General features: G+C 39.0%; 19 protein-coding genes. 9 read left to right on the forward strand and 10 right to left on the reverse strand.

All coding sequences use genetic code 11. From position 1 onward, the window contains the following. Positions 1-376: 376 nt before the first annotated feature. Complete coding sequence (locus BT147_RS00005; RefSeq protein ID WP_072329641.1) at positions 377-2,638, forward strand: collagenase; 2,262 nt, start codon at positions 377-379, stop codon at positions 2,636-2,638. A gap of 42 nt (positions 2,639-2,680) precedes the next feature. Here the strand turns inward: BT147_RS00005 and lexA are convergent, their stop codons facing one another. Both lexA and BT147_RS00015 read right to left on the reverse strand, forming a co-directional pair. Beyond that, a complete protein-coding gene (lexA, locus tag BT147_RS00010; RefSeq protein ID WP_072329644.1) occupies positions 2,681-3,316 on the reverse strand; it encodes a transcriptional repressor LexA in 636 nt (211 codons plus the stop codon). Positions 3,317-3,412: 96 nt separating this feature from the next. Further along, positions 3,413-4,462, reverse strand: a complete 1,050-nt coding sequence (locus tag BT147_RS00015) for a tyrosine-type recombinase/integrase (RefSeq protein WP_072329646.1) — start codon at positions 4,460-4,462, stop codon at positions 3,413-3,415. A gap of 465 nt (positions 4,463-4,927) precedes the next feature. Between BT147_RS00015 and BT147_RS15310 the strand changes: the two genes are divergently transcribed. Next, complete coding sequence (locus BT147_RS15310; protein ID WP_177239608.1) at positions 4,928-5,068, forward strand: hypothetical protein; 141 nt, start codon at positions 4,928-4,930, stop codon at positions 5,066-5,068. Positions 5,069-5,299: 231 nt separating this feature from the next. Here BT147_RS15310 and trhO (BT147_RS00020) read toward each other — a convergent pair whose 3' ends face one another. Continuing rightward, entirely contained in the window at positions 5,300-6,199 is a 900-nt protein-coding gene (gene trhO / locus BT147_RS00020) for an oxygen-dependent tRNA uridine(34) hydroxylase TrhO (protein ID WP_072329648.1), read from the reverse strand. A gap of 152 nt (positions 6,200-6,351) precedes the next feature. On the opposite strand from trhO (BT147_RS00020), the gene BT147_RS00025 reads away from it, so the two are divergent. After that, positions 6,352-7,881, forward strand: coding sequence for a glycosyltransferase (locus tag BT147_RS00025; RefSeq protein ID WP_072329649.1), 1,530 nt, complete (start codon positions 6,352-6,354; stop codon positions 7,879-7,881). 16 nt (positions 7,882-7,897) lie between these two features. Then, complete coding sequence (locus BT147_RS00030; RefSeq protein ID WP_072329651.1) at positions 7,898-8,905, forward strand: polysaccharide pyruvyl transferase family protein; 1,008 nt, start codon at positions 7,898-7,900, stop codon at positions 8,903-8,905. Here BT147_RS00030 and BT147_RS00035 read toward each other — a convergent pair. After that, positions 8,897-9,883 carry a glycosyltransferase family protein gene (locus BT147_RS00035; protein ID WP_083426245.1) on the reverse strand — a complete coding sequence of 329 codons (987 nt, stop codon included), beginning with the start codon at positions 9,881-9,883 and terminating at the stop codon, positions 8,897-8,899. The genes BT147_RS00030 and BT147_RS00035 overlap by 9 nt on opposite strands. 54 nt (positions 9,884-9,937) lie before the next feature. Here BT147_RS00035 and BT147_RS00040 point away from each other — a divergent pair, with 54 nt between their 5' ends. Further along, positions 9,938-11,182, forward strand: a complete 1,245-nt coding sequence (locus tag BT147_RS00040; protein ID WP_072329655.1) for a glycosyltransferase family 2 protein — start codon at positions 9,938-9,940, stop codon at positions 11,180-11,182. A gap of 23 nt (positions 11,183-11,205) precedes the next feature. Here the strand turns inward: BT147_RS00040 and BT147_RS00045 are convergent, their stop codons facing one another. Both BT147_RS00045 and BT147_RS00050 read right to left on the reverse strand, forming a co-directional pair. Beyond that, complete coding sequence (locus BT147_RS00045; protein ID WP_072329657.1) at positions 11,206-11,406, reverse strand: hypothetical protein; 201 nt, start codon at positions 11,404-11,406, stop codon at positions 11,206-11,208. 11 nt (positions 11,407-11,417) lie between these two features. Beyond that, positions 11,418-11,690, reverse strand: a complete 273-nt coding sequence (locus BT147_RS00050; RefSeq protein WP_072329659.1) for a hypothetical protein — start codon at positions 11,688-11,690, stop codon at positions 11,418-11,420. Between the two features lie 116 nt (positions 11,691-11,806). On the opposite strand from BT147_RS00050, the gene wecB reads away from it, so the two are divergent. Beyond that, complete coding sequence (gene wecB, locus BT147_RS00055; protein WP_072329661.1) at positions 11,807-12,931, forward strand: non-hydrolyzing UDP-N-acetylglucosamine 2-epimerase; 1,125 nt, start codon at positions 11,807-11,809, stop codon at positions 12,929-12,931. A 34-nt stretch (positions 12,932-12,965) separates the two neighbouring features. Here the strand turns inward: wecB and BT147_RS00060 are convergent, their stop codons facing one another. Next, on the reverse strand, positions 12,966-13,583 hold the full coding sequence (locus tag BT147_RS00060; protein WP_072329663.1) for a hypothetical protein: 618 nt from the start codon (positions 13,581-13,583) through the stop codon (positions 12,966-12,968). Between the two features lie 298 nt (positions 13,584-13,881). Between BT147_RS00060 and BT147_RS00065 the strand changes: the two genes are divergently transcribed. Next, positions 13,882-14,967, forward strand: coding sequence for an alpha/beta hydrolase (locus tag BT147_RS00065; protein ID WP_286118826.1), 1,086 nt, complete (start codon positions 13,882-13,884; stop codon positions 14,965-14,967). A gap of 63 nt (positions 14,968-15,030) precedes the next feature. Here the strand turns inward: BT147_RS00065 and BT147_RS00070 are convergent, their stop codons facing one another. From BT147_RS00070 to trhO (BT147_RS00080), 3 genes are all read right to left on the reverse strand, one after another. Beyond that, positions 15,031-17,307 carry an immune inhibitor A domain-containing protein gene (locus tag BT147_RS00070; RefSeq protein ID WP_072329665.1) on the reverse strand — a complete coding sequence of 759 codons (2,277 nt, stop codon included), beginning with the start codon at positions 17,305-17,307 and terminating at the stop codon, positions 15,031-15,033. Positions 17,308-17,465: 158 nt separating this feature from the next. Beyond that, entirely contained in the window at positions 17,466-19,745 is a 2,280-nt protein-coding gene (locus BT147_RS00075; RefSeq protein WP_072329667.1) for an immune inhibitor A domain-containing protein, read from the reverse strand. 200 nt (positions 19,746-19,945) lie between these two features. Continuing rightward, on the reverse strand, positions 19,946-20,833 hold the full coding sequence (trhO, locus tag BT147_RS00080; RefSeq protein ID WP_072330807.1) for an oxygen-dependent tRNA uridine(34) hydroxylase TrhO: 888 nt from the start codon (positions 20,831-20,833) through the stop codon (positions 19,946-19,948). Between the two features lie 146 nt (positions 20,834-20,979). On the opposite strand from trhO (BT147_RS00080), the gene BT147_RS00085 reads away from it, so the two are divergent. Both BT147_RS00085 and BT147_RS00090 read left to right on the forward strand, forming a co-directional pair. Then, positions 20,980-22,224, forward strand: coding sequence for an NAD(P)/FAD-dependent oxidoreductase (locus tag BT147_RS00085; protein ID WP_072329669.1), 1,245 nt, complete (start codon positions 20,980-20,982; stop codon positions 22,222-22,224). Positions 22,225-22,485: 261 nt separating this feature from the next. Next, the gene (locus tag BT147_RS00090; protein WP_177239609.1) at positions 22,486-25,197 is read left to right on the forward strand and encodes a S8 family serine peptidase; all 2,712 of its coding nucleotides are present in this window, start codon (positions 22,486-22,488) and stop codon (positions 25,195-25,197) included. Positions 25,198-25,203 lie beyond the last annotated feature (6 nt).

The following is a 25,203-nucleotide window of genomic DNA, read 5'->3' on the forward strand; positions in this document are numbered from 1 at the left end:
TCTACTGTTAATGCAGAGCCTACATATGTAATAATGCCATCTTCGATTGCCATGTTGCCATTTTGAATAGGTGCAGTGCCTTCTTCCATGGAAATAACAACCGCTTCTGTAAATAATGTTTTCATCTTTGTCCCCCATGACTAACCCATCTTATTCGTAGTTTAATTATAATTTGTAAAATTAAATTTTGTAAAATAAAAGTACCATAGTAGATGATTTATGTCAATAAGTAGGTAATTATACGTAATAAGTTCCAAGAGAGGACAAAGATAAGAAAACAGGGGAACAAAAAACTTAATATACAAATAATATATACTTATCAGAAAATTAATATTAGAATGAAAATAGAGGTTAATACATTCTAGGGGGACTTAAAATGAGTAAACGTGCTTATGTCTCACTATTCATTGCCTTTATGATGATGATCACTCCTGTGTATTGCACATGGGGACAGTTTGTGAATGGAAAGGTAAGTCATTCTCAAAAAAAGACTCCTATGGGGAAGATACAAGAGTCAACAGAATTACAATTAGATCACACTACTGCCCATCAACAAAAATCGCAAGACTTGTCCAGCCGTCCACCTCAAAAAAAACCAACCCCAACAATCCGCACTCAAGCTGACTATCCGATGTCTTACCTCGTTACACTAAATCACAATGAATTAATCAATCTATTGAGCACCATAACTTGGAGCCAAATTCCAGACTTATTTGAGTTTAACCAAGACTCATACCAGTTTTATCGTGACTCAGCACGTGTTCAAGCGATTATTAATGCGCTCGGGCAAAAGGGGACACAGTTTACAAGTGAAAATAATCTTGGCATTCCTACTTTGGTAGAAGTGCTACGATCAGGCTTTTTTCTAGGGTTCTACTACTCGGAGCTAAGTTACTTGAATCAACGTACTTTTCATGATCGTTGTTTGCCTGCTTTAAAATCAATCGCCCGTAATTCGAACTTTATGCTCGGAACGACTAAACAAGATCAGGTTATTGCTTCCTATGCAATGTTAATTGGAAATGCATCAAGTGATGTGGAAACTGTAAATTTAGCAGTTCCGATTCTCTCCCAATATCGCGCCAATATTAATACCTATCTACCTCAATACTCCAAAGGGAATGCTGTATATACTCTAATGAGTAACATTGATTATGAATTGGACACTTATATGTACGATGAAAATGTCCCACCTGAACAAACTCCTTGGTACGGAAAAATCAATCCGTTTATCGAAGAGTTGGGCTTGTTTGCTCTATTAAACACTTTCAATAAAGAGAGTACTTGGCTGATAAACAATGGGATTTATTATGTAAGCCGGTTAGGTAGTTTCCATAGTCAACCAAACAGAGGAAACCAAGTCATTACAGCATCTATGAAGAAATACCCCCAAAATAGCGAGCCTTATCTAACAGCTGCAGTGCAAATTAAGAATCTTTATAACAGTGTAGATGCAGATGGTAGGAGGCTCAACTTAGATCAAATTCTAGGCAATGCCAAACAATATTATTTACCAAAGTCATACACATTTGATAATGGCTCTGTTGTATTTAAGACTGGGGGACAAGTGACCGAAGAAAAAGTACTCCGTTTATACTGGGCGTCTAAAGAAGTAAAGTCGCAATTTCATCGCATAACAGGAAGAGATACTGAAATCGAGAAGGGTAATCCAGATGATATTTTGACCATCGTGATTTATAGTAATCCGGATGAGTATAAGTTAAATCGATTGCTATATGGGTTTAACACAGATAACGGTGGTATTTATATTGAATCCATTGGTACTTTTTTCACATATGAGCGAACACCTGCACAAAGTGTCTATTCTTTAGAAGAATTATTTCGCCATGAAGTAACGCATTATTTTCAAGGACGATATTCAATTCCTGGCATGTTTGGTGATGGTCCCTTCTATGAAGGAGAAAGGTTAACTTGGTTTGAAGAGGGGAGTGCTGAGTTTTTCGCAGGATCTACTCGTACCAGTGGAGTTCAACCACGAAAAACAATTGTCAAACAGTTAGCTAAGGATCCAGCAGATCGCTATACAGTTTCACAAACCTTGCATGCAAAGTATGGATCGTGGGATTTTTATAACTATGCTTTTGCCTTTCAATCCTATATGTATACAACATTTTTACCCATGTTAGATTACCTCAACAATTCAATCATCCGCGAAGATGTAAGAGCTTATGACCAATATATCGATCAATTGAGCCGGGATCAAAATCTAAATACAGACTACCAAAATTATATGCAAAAACTAATCAATCAAACAGATCAATTGCCTACGCCTCATGTATCAGATATCTATTTGAGTAGGCATCCTTTCATGGACCGGAACCAAGTATACAGTAAGATAAAATCGGTCATAAATCTAAGTAATGTCGCTACCCGTACCAATCAGTCTTTTAATCTCAATACATTTACTCTTCGAGGAACCTACACGTTATCTACTTCCAAAGGGAAATATCAAGACTGGAAAGCAATGAATCAGAGAGTGGATCAAGTGCTGGTCGATCTAAATAACCAATCTTGGAGTGGCTATAAAACGGTGACAACCTATTTTGTCAACTATCGAGTAAACAACAAAAATCAAGCTGAGTTTGACGTGGTATTCCACGGAGTTTTGACAGATTAATTCTATATCATACAAAAAACCTGGCCAGAGTTGACCAGGTTTTTACATAACTTCGCGAATTAAGCTAATTACTTTTCCGAGTACTGTTACTTGAGGAAGACGAATCGGCTCAAGCTCATCATTTTCGGGTTGGAGTCGGATGTGATCAGATTCTTTATAAAATCGTTTCACCGTTGCCTCACCATCACTTGTCATAGCAACAACAATCTCACCATTATTGGCTGTTTGCTGACGTCGTACGACCACATAATCTCCACTTAAAATCCCTGCGTTAATCATACTATTCCCTTGAATGGTTAACAAGAATAACGGATCATCGACATTTTTCATGAGTCGTTTGGGTAATGGATAATACTCTTCAATGTTTTCAATCGCTGTGATAGGGTCACCTGCAGTAACCTTCCCAAGTAGAGGAATCATAATCGTATCCTGTAGGGGAGTGGAAAGCATGGCTTCGGCTTCTTCCTTCACCAGTAGCTCAATCGCACGTGGCTTCGTGGGGTCACGCCGGATGAATCCTTTTTTCTCAAGTCTAGACAGGTGACCATGAACCGTTGAACTAGAGGCAAGCCCTACCGCTTCACCGATTTCTCGCACTGAAGGTGGATAGCCTTTTTCTCGAACTTCTCTTTGTATGTATTCTAAAATAGCTTGTTGGCGAGAGGATAACTTGTTCAAAGCTCTCGTCCCCCTTGTTTTTCCTAATTGCGTTATTCATAGTATACATGAAAATAGGAATGACCACAAACATAGGTTCGTTGTTTTTAACTGAAATTAAAACATATTCTCTAACCTTTCCAATGCTTCATCTTTTTCAGTATTAATTACGTGAGTATAGATTTGAGTCGTTTGAATGTTAGAGTGTCCTAATATCTCTTGCACAACGCGGAGGTTTTCTCCGTTTGAGAGCAAAAGAGTCGCTAGAGTATGTCTTAATTTGTGTGGCGAGATGGTAGCAGCTTTAGGTGGGAGCTTTGCTTCTTTTACATATTTTTTTAATATTTCTGAGATCCCTTTTCGACTGATTCGCGTAAAGTTCTTGTTAAGGATGAGTGCCTCAATATGGAGTGGTGACACACGGTCTACGGGTCTTCTGTCCAGATATGCGAGAAGAGCCTCTGTAGCGGTTCGGTTGAGCATTAGCATTCTCTCTTTTCCACCTTTACCAATTACAACAATACGGTATTGATTCCCTTGGCTCTGAATGCTATTTAGATTGAGGGAGATGAGCTCTGACACCCGCATGCCTGTATTTAGTAACAAGAGTAGGATAGCTGTGTCTCTTAGTTCCATCCAATTTTTTTTCTTTTTCTTAGCATGATAGCTTTGAACGGCTTTCACAAGTCGAAGCGCTTCTTCTTGGGTGAGGAACACAGGTACTTTTTGCTTAGAACGTGCCTTAAGCGAGGCATCTTCATATTCTTCCATTGGATCTCTCTCAAGTAGCTTGGCTCTTACGAGATAGCGGAATAGGGAGCGAAGAGAGGCTCTTTTGCGCTGTTTTCCACTGCGTGAGTTCTCTCGGTAATGTTTTCGCTCGATCCATTCATTCTTTACTTTTATCATGACGCTTCGTTCGTAGCCGTTTTCGATGTGGCGAAAGAATCGTTTTAGAGTCTGGGTGTCGACGTCTTTTGGTTCTAGGTCTCGTTCACTCAAGAAGTCAAAAAAGAGAGTGAAGTCGTAGGCATAGTTAGCAACTGTCAATGGAGAGCGGTCTGCACTGACCATCTCGTGAAAGAATTCTTGTACATCTTCGGGAAAGCGACTGATACGTTGATTTACTGCTTCTGGTAGTTTTCGGGAACGAAAGATAGGGGGCATATGATCACCTTTGGTTATGGATAAGAAATGGATATGCTATGGTTAGTTGGTTTAGGTCAACTAGTGCCATTAAGTAGACTCACTAACATCGCAGTGGTCAGATATAGAGACCTAGTTTGTTACTGATTCATCGATTATAGATGTATTTAGCGTAACAGAAAGTGAAGGGGAGAAGTAGATCATTTTTGTGCAAAAGAAAAGAAGCACGCCTATAGAAAATAGGACATGCTTCTTTCAAAGGGGTACTAAGCGTTCAATATGTCTTTTTTACGGAAGTGGATGAATGCTATAACAGTTGGAACGATGATCCACCCCAAGAGAATCATGATACTACCCATCATGGTTATGTTAGACCTTGTAATTAGATAGAAATCACTCATACTCGCGTAGGTACTTTCTAACCATGAACTATTAAAACTTAAGTGAATGCCTATAAAGTATTTAAGAAAAGAGATTTTCAAAGGCATGTTAAATAAAACAGATCCAGCTACGACGATAACCATAGGGATGGCGGTACTAATCATAGAAGATGAAAAAATAGTCGAAAATAAGAATGCCAGAGATGCAATGGCCATTGAAGCGATCAACATATGCACGAAGCCATAAAATAACGCTGCTGACATCGGCAAAAGAGTTGCTTGACTGTACTGTGGTTCAAAGAATGGGACTTGATCCACTATTAGTTTAATAAAAGCAACTACTTCCTTGATCCGTTTTTCTTTATTTTGAATCCCGGCTAATCGTGCATAAGCATAACGATCAGATTACAAATGTGTAATATTGGTCAACAAAAAACCTAACACCTGAATTAGAATCAAATGTTAGGTAGGCTATAAGTTACGCTTCTTTCCGAATTAAGTCTTGATCTTCACATTCCTTTTTACAATAACCATTATAGGTTTCTTCACACTCCGGACAGACGAGGTGTTGATGATGACAGAGATCATATTCACAGTTGATATAGGTTTCAGCAGGTGCCTGACAATGATGGCATTTCCCGACCACTGTCGGATCTACATGATTTACGGGAACTGAGATTCGCTCATCAAACACATAAAGCTTCCCGTCCCATAGTTCTCCTTTTGTCTCAGGGTCTTGGCTATAGTTTACGACACCACCATGTAACTGGGAAACGTCTTGAAAGCCTTCTTGTAACAAGAAACCCGTTAACTTCTCACAGCGAATACCACCCGTGCAATAGCTAATTACCTTTTTATCTTTGAACTGGCTTAGATTTTCACGGATCCACTCTGGGAAGTCACGAGAGGTTTCCACTCCTGGCCGAATCGCGCCACGAAAATGTCCAAGGTCATATTCATAGTCATTTCGACCATCAATGACGACCACATCGTCACGCAAGAGATGGTCTTTAAATTCAGTCGGACTTAAGTATTTACCAGTTAACTCAGTAGGATCAAAATCATTTTCAAATCGCCAGGTCACCAACTCTTTCTTTGCACGTACATATAGTTTTTTAAAGGCATGTCCTTCATGCTCATCAATCTTAAAAAAGATATCTGAGAAGAGAGGGTGTTGTTTCATTGCTTTTATATATTGATTTGTTGCTGCAATGGTACCCGAACATGTCCCATTGATACCTTCTGGGGAAATTAAGATACGGCCTTTTAAGCCTAATTGTTGACATAGAGCGCGATGTTCGTCCGCTACCGCTACCGGATCTTCCACTTTTACATATTTGTAATAGAGGAGTACATGATATATTTCTGAAGTACTCATGGTAGTCGACCTCTTTCTACAAGGAGTTTCAAATATAGATTCTACCACTTTCTGATGCCTATCATCAAATTGAGTTTAGATGTGTATTATCACAAACATTTTCTATTTACGTACATATATTAATAGAAACGTCGAAGGAAGTGGTGGTTCAATTGGGGTTAGTCATTTATCCGCCCACGTTAAACTGGTCCTATATGCGACAACGTCCGCAACATATGATGTTGCAATTTGCAAAGAACGGACATACTGTTTTATTTTTTAATAAGACCAGTGTAGAAGGTCCTGCTGTTCAAGAGGTAGCAGAAAACCTCTTTGTCGTGCAACATCCCAACTTCTTTCTCAATGAAATTCTTCCCCAGCTTCCTTCACAGAGAGATACGATATACTGGACCTCTTGGAGCCGCAAAATCCCACACGCCCGTTTATTTCAAACCAATACGTTAATTTATGACTGTGTGGATGATTTTCCAGACTGGGAACAGGAAGAACAAATATACGCTCCTCTTGCAGATGCTATCGTTTGTACCGCTGATCATCTAAAAGAAAAAATGAAAAAGTTGGTCCCACAACAACCCATTCATTTAGTTCCTAATGGATGTGAATATGAACACTTTGCTCAAGTAAAGAGCCAACTTCGATTAGATAAGATACCGGAGATACCTGCACATGATGGACCAAGAATTGGATATATTGGTGCATGGGCTCCTTGGGTGAATAAAAAAATGGTGCAGGCGCTCTCTAAGGGAATTCCTGAGGCACAATTTGTGATTATCGGACCCAACTTAAGATCAGATAAGCCTAATCTAGGAGAGAATGTGTTTTTTCTCGGTCATAAGAGCTATGAAACACTACCATTTTATCTACGTTATATTGATGTCGGGATTATTCCGTTTGCAATCAATCGGATTACCCATAGCACTAATCCGGTTAAAGTTTACGAATATCTAGCTACGGGGAAACCGGTTGTTTCTACACCACTACCAGAAGTACTAAAAATGAAGCCATATGTGCTTATTGCTGATCAACCTAATCAATTTGTTAAAGCCGTACGGACTGCACTTGTTAATCCGAAAAAAAATTCTAGAAAAAGAATGAGCTTTGCTAAGCAACATAGCTGGGAAAAGAGATTTGAAATGGTAAATGAACACATCCTCACACCACGAAGAAAAGAGATTTCCTCTAATCAAGATGAGCTACGGAAAATCATGCAATCAATCCAGGCTACCTCCACACATCTCCCTCTTCAGCATAATACAGTAAGTTCCTATTATGAAAACATGCATCTAGGAAAAGATCCTGCATTTATAGGATCCCCAAGCAAAGGAACGCGTTACGAATGTTATTTTCGGGTAAGCCAAGTAGAAAGCATTCCTACGGATATTTCCCGTGTATATTTGGAGTTTGATCTCCCCCTTGAACCACAGTCACATGAGGAATGGCAAATCATTTTGTCAAATCCGATTGAAGATTGGCTATCTGATACGATCACGTATAATAATCGACCCAGTGTAAAAGAAATTGCCAAGATGCAGATATCGCAGCCGTTTTCGACAACGGTTTCTTTTGATGTAACCAAGCAGGTCATAGAGGATGGTTTAACCCGATTCCACTTACGTTCTACGGCAAAAAGGGCATTGCCGCTGGATGGAGTTCGTTTAACTTGTTTTCAACTGAAAAAGTAGAAGTGGGGAGTAGATCATGAATATAGGTATTTGCGGATATTATGGGCTGGGGAACTTTGGAGATGAATTATTTTTAAAAACGTTTCAACAAGTATTTCATGAACACCGAGTATTTGGCTATAAGGGGTATATAGATCACGAGAAAATAGATGCAGTGATTGTTGGCGGGGGAGATTTAATCACCCCCTATAAGTTTAATAGCTACTATTTCCCTTCTCAATTAGGCAAAATTCCTACATGGATATACGGTGTCGGGATTGTAGATTTTTATCCAGAGTCGTCGTGGAGTGAAGAGGAAGTAGGGAAATACAGACAAATCATACGAAAAGCAAAAGCTACTTTTTTTCGCGACCAAAATTCGGTTGAAATTGGCAAGAAATTGAAGTTTCATAGTGATGTTCAACATGCTCCAGATGTTGTATTTTCCTATAAACAACCAAACTATCCTATCATTAAACCCAAGTCAGGTAATCGAATTGGTGTGTGTATCCACGCTTACGAAAGCTTCCCGATGAAGCAAGTATCAACTGTACTAGCTGAGCTTGCTAGCGAAGGATATGAAATTGTTTGTATCCCTGTAGTAAATCAGTCGAATAATCTTTATGCAGACACAGAAGTGTGCAAAACATTATGCCAATCCATCTTACATTTGACTCCTAAGGGAAAAGTGTATGTCGTAAAACCAGAGTACGACTTAGAAACTACCTATTCTTACATCCAAAACCTTGATTTTTTGTTGTCATTTAAACTACATCCATCTTTAGTGGCCATTCGAAACCTAGTGCCTGTTTTATGTGTGAGCAGCATGAGTAAGGTTCATAGCTTGTTAAAGTACTTTGATCTAGATGCATATGGTTGTAATGCAGGTATTTCAGATTCAGACCTAAGAAAGCAAATGAGGTTCCTACTTCAAACAGGAAAAAAGAAATTGGAATCGATTCATGAACGAGTAAAAGCATGCGAGACATGGAGTGACAAGTGTGTCAGTGAACTAAAAAAATCAATCCAATCCCATCTAGGATAGGAAGTGTCTAGGAAGGTGTTGCTTTATTTCAAGATATCGATGCTCCCAGGTATTTGATAATGCGTACTGAATCCTGGATCCCGAGTCTCCGGGCTCCTTCAAACGCCATTCCACCAACTCTACAAAATTTCTCATATCTTTAGCGATATCGATATAAGGACTCATAGCTCTACACTCTGGGAGTGCAGTGGAGATAACGGGTTTCCCGCTAGCTAAGTACTCATACGCTTTTACAGGGTTGGTTGCTAAGGTGATGGCATTGATCCGAAAAGGGATTAAACAGACTGAAAAGTGCTGAATATATTGATTTAACTTAAAATGAGGGATGTTATCTAGGAATTGAATGGTAGGATGGGTAATAAATTTTGATCCAAACTCAGGACCAATCACTTGTACGATAGCGGTTGGGAGCTGTGCACAACGCTGTAAAATCGAAAGATGAATCCAAGGCGCCCATGCACCCACATAGCCCAGAATGGGTTTTGATAATGTAGTGGTATCTGTGTTTAAATGTAAACCCATGCTGGGATCGTATCCATTGCGAACCAAATGGATTGGAAGGTTACTCATCCTCTCTATTCTCTTGTAAATCCGTTCAGAGGTACAGAAAATAATATCCGCCTTTTGAAATATTTCTATCTCATAGGGATGCCACTCCGCAAAATCATCTACACAGTCATATACCACCCAGTCAACAAGATGGTAGGGTAGGCTCTTTGCTAAGAGTGGATTGCTACACCAGATCCCAATGGGCTCATGACTTGTCTTTTGAATATTTGGCAATTCCTCACTTACCCATATGTCCCAATTCGATATCACATATAATCCAGGTATTACTTCTGTTAGGGGTTCTTCTGTTTGAGTCCGGTTTGCATAGTAGACCGTATGTCCGTCCGCAGCAAATTGGGATAGGATTTGTTGCGGCCTTTGTTTCATCCAAGTCCAATCAATAGTTGGGGGATATAGGATAATAGCCACTTTCATTCCTCCTTAAACTCATGTAGCCATCTCGAAATAGAGAGGAAGAGTATAATGCATATCGTCATACTAGAAAAGCATGAATCATGGACGACGGATCTAACTATTCAATCTATAAAACGATATGCATCTGATATACAAATTAGTGTGATAAAAAAAGATTATGGATTAAGGCTGAACAAAATCCGTTCATATTTGTCTAATCAAGATATCCTAGTGGTCTGCCAATCCGGTGATACCTTTTTGCCTGATTTCGTTACATGGATAGAAAGAAACTGTCATAGCAAGAATTCATACCGTGGCATTATCATCATTCATGAAGGAAGAAGAATTCCTGTTGTATTTTTTTGTAACAGTCATGTTATACCATTTTCGGAATGGAATATCCTCCCTTTCCAACATTATGTACGCGAAGATCAATTACGGTACTCTGATGATAAACGTTGGATCTATTGGAAATCAGAAGAATGTGGATATATTCCATCTACTCGCACTCTCCCTTGGGAGAGGAGAGAAGTGGTTGAAAAGCTCATCTTACCAATTGTCCAACCAACTCATCATTACAAGGGGCATCCCACTAACGAAAATCCAATTGTTACAGTTGGTATTGCCACTTACCAAATGGGTCATATGTTAATGTGGGCCGTGCGAAGTGTAAAGAATCAAACAAACCCGTATTGGCATTTGCTTGTTTATGATGATGGATCTACTGACTCTACAACAAATGTTTTGCAAAACGAAGCACAGGGTGATCCCCGCATAACGGTTCTTAGAGGAAAAGAAAACAGAGGGAAAGCGTATGCTTTAAATCAAATCCTAAACCATACGTGTACTCCATGGCTTATAGAGCTGGATGCAGATGATTGGCTAGCCCCGCACGCTGTTCAGTCTATATATGAAGCTGCAGATCCTATTGGAGAAGATCATAAACAATTTATGTACGGAGATTATTATTTATGGGAACAAGGTAAAAGGGAGCTCCGATATCGAGGTATTCAGTCACCCAAATGGGAGCAACTTGAGCGGTTCATTCAATCAGGCACCGTCATTTGTCCTAGGATCTATTCAACGGATGCTTTATCTCAGATCGGCGGTTGGGATGAAGGAGGACTTTATAAAGGACGATTGTATGAAGACCTAGAACTCCTATATCGGTTAAACATGAACAAAGTGAGTGTAACCTCACTTCCATCACCTATCTATCATCGAAGACTCCATTCCTATAGCGTTACACACCAAGCTAAAAAAAACGCCTATCCAAAGTGGTTAATCGATTTGAAAAGTAAAAGCTCGACATAGAATCGAGCTTTTACCAAGCATTACTATACTAATACCCGAACATAAGAGGGTACATCATAAGGAATCTCAGCTTGTGTAAATGGACTTGTATAGGTACCGCCAGATATCTCGATCTCAAATGCGTTAGGCCTAGCGGCAAGTATTTTCCCCTCTAACACCTCATTCATAAAATAAACTTCAACATTTTTCCCTACTTGTGCTCGTAACATTTGTCTTAAATTCAACATAATCACTCCTAAGAAAGAATCGCACGAATGCTAAGAATCGGAACTATGACCAAATCTCCATTACTTTCTTCTAATTGAATCCCATCAGAACCTACCTGTTCTAAAACTCCTGACACAACCCCTGCATCTGTCATAATGTTGACGACTGTGTGTAGTTTGGAACGAAGTAAGCGACGTAGCGCCCGCTTTCGCCAAGAAAATCGATCAACACGATAACTTAGATCAATCATCAGAATCATCAACGTAATTTGGATTAGGAATAGTACCCAAATACTTGCCATAACACTCACCCGATCACATCCCTTTCTTGCAGAGTTTCGAACTATTATATGAGATCTATAGTGATTCGAAACGAACAATCACCTATGTCCAAAAAAGAAGATGAGAGGAATGAATGATGTTGATGATGAAAAAAGTAGCAATTGTATTTGGAACACGGCCAGAAGGAATTAAAATGTCACCTGTTATTAAAGAGCTATTAATGGACCCTTTTTTTAAGGTAGTGGTAATTAATACTGCTCAGCATAGAGAGATGCTAGATCAAGTCATGCAACATTTCGGTATTAAAACAGATTATGATTTGAATGTAATGAAGCCCAATCAGTCGTTAGTTGAACTATCAAGCCATCTCATTTTAAAGTTGAACGACGTGTATCAAGAAATACAGCCCGATCTGGTATTAGTTCATGGGGATACAACAACAACTTTCGTAGGGGCGTATACAGCCTTTTTAAATCAGATTCCCGTAGGACATGTAGAAGCTGGACTGCGAACATATAGACTTGATTCTCCGTTTCCAGAAGAACTAAATCGTCAACTTGTAACCAGACTATCCAGCATTCATTTTGCTTGTACGGAGGAAAATAGGGCGAATTTGATGCAAGAACAGGTTCCATCCAAGAATATATTTGTAACTGGAAATACTGTTATCGATGCACTCATGACTACTTTACAAATCCCTATTGTATTACCCAGAAAATTGCAGCTACTAGAAGCAAAACCATGGAAAATCATCTTGGTAACAACGCATCGTAGAGAAAATATAGAAGAATTAAAAGAAGTTTATCAGGCACTCCACATGATTGTTCAGTCCCAAGAACAAGCCTTAGTTGTATTCCCTGTCCATAAAAGTCCGAAGGTAAGAAAAGAAGTCCAAAAATATCTTCCACGTCACAAACGAATTTTGCTTGTGGAACCGATGGATTACCATTTGTTTTGCCATGTGATGAAGCGTTCTACTATCGTTGTTACCGATTCAGGAGGTATTCAAGAAGAAGCGATCTCTCTTGATGTACCTGTTTTGGTAACAAGGAATACCACCGAAAGACCAGAAGGACTACAAGCTGGAGCTATTCGGTTAGTAGGAACAGAGAAACAGGAGATTTACCAGCAGATTCATCTATTACTAACCAACACACAGATATACGATGAAATGAAAAATGCAAAAAACCCATATGGAGATGGGTTTTCCGCACGACGTATTCGAAAGGTACTAAAAGCATACTTCCATGATGGTAAGTAGGGTGATGCATGACTAGTACAATTAACACTGAAGCTCAAGGTAGACAGGCCGTTCCATATGCATTTATGGCAGTTAAGCGAACTGAATAAGTATGTTTATCCTTAATAGTGATAAATAGTACTTTTTCTTTTTCAATATCAACTGAAATTTCAAATCCCATAGGGATACATGATATACATCCCCTAGATTCAATAGCAAAAAGTATATTATACAAATAGGTTGTACTATGAGCATCTTCCTTCTTCCAAAAAATCCAAGATGAACTTTCTTGCAAGTTTAAATTTGTAAAAACATTTGTCATAGCAATAGTTAATTGATTCGCTATTTCTCCTTCAGGAAAAGACGCATTAAGCATTTGACTCAGTGCCTGCATGATTTGATTTACCATACTATCAATTTGAATAGTTTGACTGATGATGGTTTGATCTATTTTTCCTATAACCCATAGGTTTTCGCTTTGTGCAATTTGTGTTGCCTTATTCAAATCAAACTGTAATGTTTGGGGATTAATAGCTCTATTGAATGCTGTTGCCAAAGCTATTGCCTCATTTATCCGACTAGGATCAACACCATAAATTGTACTATACTGATTTGCACTATCATTTCTACCTATGATTGGAATTACAGAACGTAATCGATTTCGACAAGCCATGAATATCCCTTCTTTCTTAAAGTAGAGCACGGAAAATCATATAAATAAAAGCAACCATAATTTTCAGATTATGGTTGCTTTTATTTATATGAGATACCTAGAAGATACGTGTAAAAATAGGACATATTCCTTTTTTACTCATTGGTCTCATGAGTTTAAATTATAGGTTACAAAATGGCGATAAAAATTTATATTGCGCAAAATATAATTAACCATGCTATTGACGACTATTGAAATCCATGTTATATTTATTTTACAAAATTTAATTTTGCACAATATAAAACACAGGAGGGAATAAATGATGCCGAAACAATATGCATCAATACCAAAAGCAACAAAAATGGGCATACTAGTTACCGGAGCGATTTTTGCTTTAGTAGCTTGTTCATCAAATGTTTCAGGAAAAGCAGATAACCAAAATAAAGAATCTAAAGAAAAGAGTGTGAACAAAGTGGTACTAGAACCAAAAGCTCAAGAGTTTGCAGATGCAACGAAGAACCCACCTTATTTGTTTGATTTAGGTCCAGTAGAAGGTAGAAAAACAGTAGATAAAGTACAATCAGAACCTATTAAAAAACCAGATGTGGATATGGAAGACATTACAATACCAGTAGGATCGTCATCGGAAAAAGTATCTGTGCGCATTGTCAAACCAAAAAATGCCCCTAAGGATCTCCCAATTATTTTATATACACATGGTGCTGGCTGGGTGTTTGGGAACGCACATACCCATGATCGCCTAATCCGTGAACTTGCTGTTGGATCACAATCAGCTGTTGTCTTTACCAACTATAGTCTTTCTCCAGAAGCTAAATATCCGAAAGCCATCGAAGAGGTTTATTCTGCACTAAACTGGGTTAGCAAAAATGGGAAGGAACGTGGTATGAACCCTGATAAAATCTCGGTTGCTGGGGATAGCGTAGGTGGAAACATGTCAGCTGCTATTACATTAATGGCAAAAGAAAGAAAAGGTCCAAAGATCCAGAAACAGCTTCTATTTTATCCAGTAACAGATGCTTCCTTTGAAACCGAATCATACAAACAATTTAAAGAGGGATATTTCTTGCGTCAAGACGCGATGAAATGGTTCTGGGATCAGTATACAACAAGCGAAAAGGATCGTAATGAGATTACAGCATCACCTTTACGTGCCACAACGGAACAGCTACAGGGATTACCAGAGGCATTGGTCATCACAGCGGAGGCAGATGTTTTACGCGATGAAGGAGAAGCTTATGCTAATAAGCTTAGAGAGGCTGGAGTAAAAGTTACATCTGTACGTTTCCAAGGGGCTATTCATGATTTTGTTATGCTAAATGCATTAGCAGATACAGAGGCAGCTAAAGGAGCTATGAAGCTTGCCAACTCTTGGTTAAAAGAATAGTAATCCAAATAGATAAAAAACCCGATTTTTTCGCTGATAGTGAAAAAATCGGGTTTTTTAACGTCATTTTGATTTAGAAAACTCTACAAGAGCAGTTCGCCCTCTATCAAATGTGTCTTTAACCGTTATTTTCAAGCCGTTTTTAGGTAATTTTTTACCAGATTCAGGCTTGTATGGGCTTGTGTAATCGTTTCCATCAAAGAAGGTGCGAACGCCAGGTTGGGAAGGATATTTCATTGCATACGTTGGATATTTGATATCAATAGGTGATGTTCTCGTGAGACCAAAAGCTGAGTCGGCTAACTGTACTCCTGTTTGAGCTGCATTTCCATTATCCCAATAAAATCCTTTTTGATGCGAGTCAACGACTCCAAGGAATCCTTCACCCGGATGTTTACCTGTCATATTGTCTTCGCCGTAACGTCCATCGTAATACCATATGACCATACCTGGATCATATCGAAGGAGACTTTCATGACGACGAATGTGAGCTAATCCTTGATCTAAGCCATTATGTGTACGCCACTCGATCAAGTAGTAGTTCGGGAAGGGAGTAGGGGAGCCGTCAAATGTTTTAAATCCTTGTAATGTAAAAGCAGGAGTACCTTCCACATCATCTTGGAATATATTGTTATTATTTGCCTTTACCTGAATATTGTCCACAAAAAAACCTTCTTGGGCAATGGCGATATCTGTTACATAATTAAATTCAATCCTAACCTTTTTCCCGATAAAGGCGGCTAGATCCAATTGCTCATTTTGCCACTTCCCATTCGTCCCTGTGTAAGTCTTGATTTTAACAGGGGTTGTGGAGCCGTCTGCATAAACATTTACATAGATAAAATCATAATCTACTTCCAAATCCCACCAAGCATCAAAAGAGAGATTCGCAGTGGTAGCGCTTGTCAGATCAATCTCAGGAGAGGTCATTTTCGTATTGATAAAATCTCCTTTTGTAGAGAAATAAGATAATTCTCCTAAAGGTTGTGTTGCTGCTTCCTTGTTTACATCAGACAAGTTCACCTTTAATAACTTTCCATATTTCCCATTTTTCACAGCCTCATCCAGTTCCAGTGTCAATTTTTTCTTCCCTAATTTCTTCAGATCCACTACCTTGGGAACAGGCCAATTTCCTCCGAACGTCTCATGGAAATATAATTTAGCCCATGCACTTAAGCCGGGGGGCTCCATCCCTAATGTGCGTCCAGCCCAACTTCCCAGGGACATAGCAGACCAATATTCAACAGGGGATCCCGAGCCTGTTGAACCGGTATCGTATTCATCAGGTAAACCAATGTTATGTCCATATTCGTGCACAAACACTCCGACCGCGCCATCTTCTGGCTGAATAATATAATCATAAGCTTTTAAACTACTGCCAGGGATTGGGACAGGTTGATCAGCAATAACAGAACGATGGGACCAAATAGCATCTCCACCTAGTTCGCCACCACCCGCTTCTTCACCCGTACCAGAGTGAACAATGAAGAGTGCATCTAAGATACCGTCTGGTTCCATTACATTTCCATCGCCATCTTGATCATACGGATCACGAACATCGTACTTTGCTTCTTTACCTTTGATTTGTTGCCCTACACTTTCTAGGGTCTCTACAACCAATGCTCTTGGGTTAGCATCTTTGTTATTTCCTTGATGCCCCCCATAATAGGCAGCCTCATATTTCGATTGCACCCATGGGGTTACAGTACCATTTACATCCCAAAAGCCGGAGGATTGCTCCATGTAATACCGTCGGAAGGAGAGGAACTGCTCACCTTTATCATTCTTAAAACCCTTTGGGTTAAAAAGTAAATCCTGATAATGTTTTTGGTTAAAATCCTTTACCCAAAAGTCAAACGGAGAATCCGGTTTAATCTGATTGTGTTTAAAATTGGGAAATTCAATTAACGCAACAACACCATTTTCATTATGCTTCGCAGGTTTGGAGGGGGAAGAGGCATTAGACTCCGCGAAGTTCGCAATCTCTTTCGAACTACGCTCAAAACTTGCTTTCTTTCCTTTTTCCGCCCTTTTACCAAACTTGGAAGTGACATCTAAACCGTCTGTTTCGGCAAAAGGAGTTTTGCCATTCTGGACATACTCCTTAACAGCTTTCTCAATATCAGTTTGAGAAGCACTTTCTTTGATTTTCCCTTGTTTCTTCAGTGTACGGACTAGCTTGTCCTGATTGATAACAGGCCAGTCGATATGGTCTGTCTCCTCAAGAGCCGTCTTTGTTGTTGTGGCATGAACATCTGACTGGAGTGATGGGGTTATAAATGCCGTTCCTACCAGTAATGAAGTAGAGAGTAGGGCAATTATTGATCTGCTATGCCTCACCATAGCCCCTCCTTATATGAGATAATCCAGTTACATTTTTATTATAATTCAAATATATTTGTATTATCAATAAATTTAGAAATAAAATAGGTTGGTGTCCGTATACAAATAATACACAAAGAGAGTACTGCTGAAATTAGCAGTACTCTCTTTGTGTATTATTTGGTTTTGGAAATCTCAATTACTGCGCTTCGTCCTTTGTCAGTCGACTTCTTCACAGTTACTTTCAAACCATTTCTCGGTAGAATCTTACCTGATTCCGGACTAGCTGGACTTGCGTAGTTGTAACGATCATCGAAGGTACGAATTCCAGCTTGAGAAGGGTACCTCATGGCATAAGTTGGATACTTGATATTAATAGAAGATGTTTTGGTTGTACCAAAAGCAGCATCTGCTAACTGGAAGCGTGTAGGCGCTACAGTTCCATTATCCCAGTAAAGACCATTTTGATGCGAATCAACGACTCCAAGGAATCCTTCACCTGGGTGTTTACCTGTCATGTTATCTTCCCCGTAACGTCCATCGTAATACCATACAACCATACCTGGATCATACTTTAGAATGCTGTCTGAACGACGGATATTTGCAAGTCCTTGATCAACTCCATTATGAGTACGCCATTCGATCAAGTAATAGTTAGGGAATGGGGTAGGGGCACCATCAAATGTTTTAAAACCTTCCAGTGTAAAAGATGTTTTTTCTTCTACATTATCTTGGAATATGTTTTTTCCATCTGCTGTTACTAGAATATTATCTACGACAAAACCTTCTAGTGCTAGCCCTACATCCGTTACGTAGTTAAACTCAATTTTAATCTTCTTGCCAAGAAAATCTTTCAGATCAAGTTGTTCATTTTCCCATTTTCCGTTAGAGCCTGTATATGTTTTGATGTTAACAGGAGTAGGAGAACCGTCAGCATAGACATTTACATATAGATAATCGTAATCTTGTTCAATATCTCTCCATGAATCAAAGCTAAGTTTTGACTCTGTAGCATTGGTTAGATCAATTTCAGGTGATGTCATTTTGGTATTTAATAAGTCACCCTTTGTGGAAAAGTAAGCTAATTTCCCCATAGGCTTTGTGATGGCTGGTTTTTCCACATCAGGCAAGTTTACTTTGATAAGCTTACCTTTTTTACCGTCTTTCACTGCTTCATCGAGCTTAAATTGCTTTTTCTTCTTGCCTAATTTGTCCAGATCAACTACTTTAGGAGCTGGCCAATTTCCACCAAACGTTTCGTGGAAATAAAGTTTAGCCCATGGACTAATTCCTGTTGGCTCAGTACCTAATACCTTACCAGCCCAGCTACCACCAGACATTAATGACCAATACTCTACAGGAGATCCAGATCCTGAATACCCAGTATCGTACTCATCAGGCAAACCAATATTGTGACCATACTCATGGGCAAATACACCTACTGCACCATCTTCTGGTTGAATAATATAGTCGAAAGCTTTGAGATTCGTACCTGGGATCTCAACAGGTTTGTCAGAGATAACAGAACGATGGGACCAAATAGCGTTTTCGCCAAGTTCGCCACCACCCGCTTCTTCACCCGTACCAGAGTGAACAATGAAGAGTGCATCTAAGATACCGTCTGGTTCCATGACATTTCCATCTTTGTCTAGATCATAAGGATCGCGAACATCGTATTTTGCTTCATTCCCTGCGATTTGTTTTCCTACAGTCTCCAGAGTTTCTTTAACAAGAGCTCGCGGGTCAGCATCTTTTGCTGAACCTTTATGTCCACCATAGTACGCTGCATCATTTTTTGCTTGAATCCATGGAGTTACCGTGCCATCTACATCCCAGTATCCTGATGACTGCTGAAGATAGTATTGACGGAAGGAGATGTACTTCTTACCTGTATCTGTTTTGAAACCATTAGCATTAAAGAGTAAATTCTGATAATGCTTTTGATTAAAATCCTTCACCCAGAAGTCATGAGGAGAATCTTGTTTGATTTGATTATGTTTAAAATTCGGAAATTCAATTAACGCAACAACACCATTTTCTTGATGTTGTGATTTTTTAGAATTTGAATCTAAACGGGAGTTGTCTGATTCTTGTAGATTCTCAACTTCCTTTAAGGTTTTCTGTTGTTTTCCTTCTTTCCCTTTCTTAGCATCTTTACCAAACTTCGATCTGGTATCAATACCATCTGTTTTAGCAAAAGGAGTTTCCCCTTTTTTTACAAACTGCTCAACTGCTGTTTCAATTTCCTTCGGGGAAGCACTTTCTTTGATCTTACCTTGCTCTTTCAGTGCTCGAATCAACTTATCTTGATTGACAATAGACCAATCAATATGGCCATCCTTAGAGGTATCTTTCGGGATAGCATTTACATTCGTTTGAAGTGCTGGGGTTGCGAATGATGTAGCTACGAGGAATGAGGTAGTAAGTAATGCAACGACCGATTTCTTGGTCTTCAATGTAGAGCACTCCTTCTTTAACCTAGTAATATACTAAGATTAGTAATTGTTTTAATACTATATTATTATAGAGTGGAGTTAATTTATTATCAATAGATAATGTTATGATTTTTATGTTCAAAAACAAGAAAAGTCCACCAAATGAATATGCAATAACCAAACAGCCCCCAGCTCTGAGAAATGAGAGGGGGACTGTTTGGTTATTTATGTTCTTTACAGTTAGCAGAACAATACCCTTGATATTTTTCCAAGCATTGTGCACAAACAATGTGACGCTGATCGCATGAGGTATTTTGACAATTGATATATTGGTCTGATTTTGTTCCACAATGATGACAGGTTGTAATAACGGTGGGCTGAACGCGGTTGATCGGAACCGAAATTCGATCATCAAACACGTAGCAAGACCCTTCGAACAAATCGCCTTGAACCTCTGGATCTTGTCCATAGGTAACGATTCCGCCATCTAATTGAACTACATCTTGAAATCCTTCATTTAGTAGAAAGCCTGATAGTTTTTCACAACGAATTCCACCTGTACAGTAGGTGAGAATTTTTTTATCTTTAAATTCATTCAAGTTTTCACGAACCCACTTGGGAAATTCACGAGTAGTTTGCAGTTCAGGGCGGATAGCTCCACGAAAATGGCCTAGGTCGTATTCATAATCATTTCGTCCATCAATGATTATTACATCATTCCGCTGCAACAATTGATGGAACTCTTTTGGAGATACATGTTTCCCGGTTAACTGATTTGGATCGATATCGATCTCCGCATCTAAGTTCCAGGCAACGAGCTCTTTTCTAGGACGGACATGCATTTTTTTGAAGGCGTGCCCATCATGGAAATCCACTTTAAATTGCATGTTTGTAAAAAGAGGATGGGACTTCATATATTCCATATAACGCTCAATATTTTCTTTTGTTCCTGATACGGTGCCGTTAATTCCTTCATGAGAGACTAAAATTCGTCCTTTTAAATGAATTCTTTTGCAAAAATGTAAGTGTTCTTTAGAAAATTGCACTGGACTTTCGATCGGTACATATTGATAATAGAGGATAACCAGATAAGGTTTATTGGTATTTATATTAGACATTCTTATCACCTGCTTTTTTAAAGTACAACTATATATGGTGACATAATTTCGTGAGAATCTCAATCACCATTTAAATTTCTTCTTTTATGCATTATATATGACATTTCTGTCGAAACTGAGTAATAGGAGTGATAGAGATGCGATATGTAGCAGGTAACTGTCTTTGGACCGCTCAGACAACTGTTCCCAAACAATATCCATATTTAACAACTGATATTCAAACAGAAGTTGTTATTATTGGCGGAGGAATTGCTGGGGCAATCACTGCCTATCAATTTGCAAAAGCTGGAATTCAAACTGTATTAGTCGAGAGGACTATTATTGGATATCTAAGTACTAGGGCTTCGACATCGATTCTCCAATATGAAATAGATACCAATATGGTACAGTTGCAAAGTATGTATGGGATTGATACGGCGGTTCGATCTTTTCAATTGTGTTTTGATGCTGTCTCCGAGCTGGAACAGATTATCCAGACCCTTGATGATGACTGTGAGTTTTCTCGTTCACCTTGCCTTTATTATTCACCAAAAAAGAATGATGTACGCTGGTTAGAGAGAGAGTTCAATCTTCGAAGGAAGCATGGATTTCCTGTAGAGTGGGTTCAATCAGAAGAAAACAATGAGCGTTTTTCTTTTCCGATCGCAGGGGGGATTTTATCCACTGGTGGAGCTGGAACAGTAAACCCGTACAGACTTACTCACGCTTTGCTCCGAGAAGCAGAAAAAGCCGGGGTGCAGATTTTTGAGAATACAGATATAGACAAGATTTATGATGAGCCTTCAAATGGTCAAACGAAAGTAACTACTCAACACGGCTTCAATATAACAGCTCAAAAAATTGTGATTTGCACAGGATACGAGGCTAAGAACTTGATTCGCGGACAACGATTGGGATCATTGGCACGTACTTTTAACATTGTCACTAAGCCATATTCAGAGATTCCTGGCTGGTATGACAGATGCATCATACGCGATACGGATGAACCTTATACATATGTTAGAGGTACAAAAGATCAACGAATTATCATCGGTGGAGAAGATGTAAATGCGGGTGGTGTAAGTAGCAAAATATCGAATCTAGATGATGAAGACCCATTAGTCGAACAACAATATAGTCGATTATTGACCAAGCTGCAAGAGTTCTTCCCTCATTTAGAGGTACAGCATTCTGATATCGAATTCCAATACCATGCACTTTTTAATAACACTAAAGATGGACTCCCTTTCATCGGTCAAGTGGACTATTATCCAAATTGTTATTTTAACTTGGGGTATGGAAGTAATGGAATTCTCTCTGTTGTAACTGGCTCTAAATTATTGCTTGATCTATATCAAGGAACAAAGAGTCCGGATTTGGCTCTGTTTGATTTTCAACGATAATATTCTTTAAAGCCACCTGCTATACAGGAGTATTAGCAGGTGGCTTTTTTGTTTTCTATAAAAAAGCATATTAACCAAGTTAAAAACCAAAATCTCTCAATGAGCTTGGTGTTTTTAACTTGGTTCCATGGATTAATATTATGATGTATATTTGTTTATTTTATCTTATCTTCATTGCATCTTGATCTCATCTTGATCCCCATTGGTTATTATCTATATTACAAGTAAATCTGGATTTTCAGTAAAAATGGGGGAATGTTCGTGAAAAAGAAGAGACTAGCTATACTACATACGGTGATGACGATTTCTATTCTTGGATTGATGACTGCACCGATCGAAGCGATATCACCACAAAATAAACCACAGATACTACAAAAGTTTTTTGAAGAAGAGGGGAGTAAAGTTTCCAAACATATTCAAATGAAATCAAGTAAACCAGTTGATGTCATGATTGAAATCAGTCAATCTCCCACAGGAAGCTTTGTAAAGAATTATAAGAACTTGAAGACAACTGAAATAAAAGAACGCGAATCGCAGGTGAAACGTGCAATAGGGGAAGTAGAACAAAAGATGAAAAAGGTAAGTCCGAAGATAGAAATGAAGCAACAGTTTAGCATGGTTTTTTCGGGATTTCATGTATCCATCCCAGCTAATGAAATCCCGAAATTAGCGGTTCTACCTGAAGTAAAAGCGGTTTACCCAATTTCAACCTATAAACCTCAATCGATAGGTGGACCTACTATAGGTGCTCCGGAAATATGGAAGATGAAAGATCAAAAGGGCCTTCCAGTCGATGGGAAGGGGATAAAAGTCGCAGTACTTGATACGGGAATAGATTACAAACATCCTGATTTAAAGGATAATTATATCGGAGGATACGATCAAGTAGATCGGGATAATGACCCTCTTGATCCATACGGAGGAGGACACGGTACTCATGTTGCTGGAATTATTGCTGCCAACGGAAAACTCAAAGGGATTGCTCCAAAAGCATCGATCTTAGCTTATCGGATGGGAACAACATCTGGGGATATGATAGCAGGGATTGAAAGGGCGGTTAGCGATGGTGCTGATGTAATGAATATCTCGGTTGGTGTGGAAAAAGATTATAACTATCCAGACGATGCACTTAGTATCGCTTTAGATAATACAACTAAGATGGGTGTTTCGGTAGTCGTAGCCAATGGAAATAACGGTGCAGCTGGCGACTGGTCACTTCAAAATCTCGCAACACTTGAAAATGTCATCTCGGTGGGTTCATCTGCCATACCTAGAAACTATCTTACCTTTCAAATGACGGGTATATCGAAAATGTTGGAAGGCATTATGATGACAACTCACTCTTTCTCCAATACTTCATTTGAGGTAGTAGATGTAGGATCTGGATCACCGTCAGACTATAAAACTTTAGATGTAAAAGGAAAATTGGTTCTCATACAGTCTGAAGATAGCGACATAGATTCTTCTGTCATAGAGGCCTTTATTTCTACAGCTCAAAATACTGGAGCAACGGGAGTTCTCTTTTCTATAAAAGGGGAAGAAAGTGTGCAAGGGGCAAAATCCGATATATCAAGTAAAATTCCTATGGCTCAGATATCTAGCATGGATGCTGATGTACTAAAGGCCACATTAAAGGAAGGGAAAAATAAACTCTCTGTGAGTGGATCTGCCTCGCACGAATTGGTGGCAGATAGTAGCTCTCGCGGACCCGTCCATAAAACATGGGCAATTAAACCCGATATCGTAGCCCCGGGGGTTGGGATTACGAGTACACTACCGAATAATAAATATGGAGGTGCAAGTGGAACGAGTCAGGCAGCACCACAAGTAACGGGAGCAGTTGCTCTGATCAAGCAAATGCATCCCGAATGGACACCTGAAGAAATTAAGGCGGCACTCTCGAATACTGCAAAGCTACTGACTGATAAAAAGGGTAAGAGTTATGATGTCATGACGCAAGGTTCAGGTCGTATTGATATCTCGAAAGCCATTTCGACAACCACTCTTGCCATTCCAAATAACCTTACATATGGAATGATCAAGCCAAACAGCGGAGAAGTCAAGCTGGATCGAGAGATTACCATCCAAAATAGGAGCAAACAAAATCGAACGTATGTAAGTCGTGTGGAATTGGCACATAGGGGCAAAGGAGTTCAAGTCCAAGTTCCCAAGGAAATCAAGGTGAAGGGTGAAAGCAAAGAAGAATTCCCCTTACAACTAACCATAGATAGTTCTTTGCCACGTGGTATATATAGTGGTTATCTCTATCTAAAAGAAGGAAAAAATGAAGAAAGAGTTCCATTTACCTTTAGTATTCATCCCAATAGTTTGAAGCGTGTAAATTATATGAGTGCTAGTGATCTTTTCATCTCACCTAATGGGGATCATATTCAAGATGATACTACTTTTTCTTACTACACCCCGATCGGTGCAAAAAATGTAAGCATAAACTTAAAGGCTGTTGATAAATACGAAGACATGGAAAATGGGAAGGGAAAAACAGTAGGAAAGATTCATCAAGAGGAAAATATCAAATCAGGCTGGAATAGTTTCAAATGGAAAGGAACTCTGCTGGATCAAAAAGAGATACAACAAGGGCTTTATCAGATAGAGATTGTTGTAACAGGTGAAGACAATGTAGAAGGTTCTTTCTCTCAATTTATAGTCATTGATAAGACGGCTCCTATCATGAAAGCAAACGTACACAAACAAGATCAAAAAGTGGATGTGATGATTGAAGACTATCTAATGAAGTTTGATACCGATGTATCCATGTGGATGAACAATGAACTTTCAGTAAATGTAGAATATCAACTGGAAGGAACAAAAGATTGGGTTCAGATTCCCTTATCGGAAAAAATGGAGATCAAACCTCCCAAAGCATGGATTGATTCAGGAAAAACCAAAATTTCCATCCGAGCCACAGATGATGCAGGGAACAAATCGAATCTTGAAGTAGAATTTAAGTGGTAAAGCTGC

The sequence above is a fragment of the Thermoactinomyces sp. DSM 45891 genome, assembly GCF_900119485.1.
Classification (GTDB): Bacteria; Bacillota; Bacilli; order Thermoactinomycetales; family Thermoactinomycetaceae; genus Baia.

Coding starts and splice junctions, on each gene's coding strand:
- BT147_RS00005 (WP_072329641.1), top strand. CDS start 377: ATGAGTAAACGTGCTTATGTCTCACTATTCATTGCCTTTATGATGATG.
- BT147_RS00015 (WP_072329646.1), bottom strand. CDS start 4,462: ATGCCCCCTATCTTTCGTTCCCGAAAACTACCAGAAGCAGTAAATCAA.
- BT147_RS15310 (WP_177239608.1), top strand. CDS start 4,928: ATGTTAAATAAAACAGATCCAGCTACGACGATAACCATAGGGATGGCG.
- trhO (WP_072329648.1), bottom strand. CDS start 6,199: ATGAGTACTTCAGAAATATATCATGTACTCCTCTATTACAAATATGTA.
- BT147_RS00030 (WP_072329651.1), top strand. CDS start 7,898: ATGAATATAGGTATTTGCGGATATTATGGGCTGGGGAACTTTGGAGAT.
- BT147_RS00040 (WP_072329655.1), top strand. CDS start 9,938: ATGCATATCGTCATACTAGAAAAGCATGAATCATGGACGACGGATCTA.
- BT147_RS00050 (WP_072329659.1), bottom strand. CDS start 11,690: ATGGCAAGTATTTGGGTACTATTCCTAATCCAAATTACGTTGATGATT.
- wecB (WP_072329661.1), top strand. CDS start 11,807: ATGTTGATGATGAAAAAAGTAGCAATTGTATTTGGAACACGGCCAGAA.
- BT147_RS00060 (WP_072329663.1), bottom strand. CDS start 13,583: ATGGCTTGTCGAAATCGATTACGTTCTGTAATTCCAATCATAGGTAGA.
- BT147_RS00065 (WP_286118826.1), top strand. CDS start 13,882: ATGATGCCGAAACAATATGCATCAATACCAAAAGCAACAAAAATGGGC.
- BT147_RS00085 (WP_072329669.1), top strand. CDS start 20,980: ATGCGATATGTAGCAGGTAACTGTCTTTGGACCGCTCAGACAACTGTT.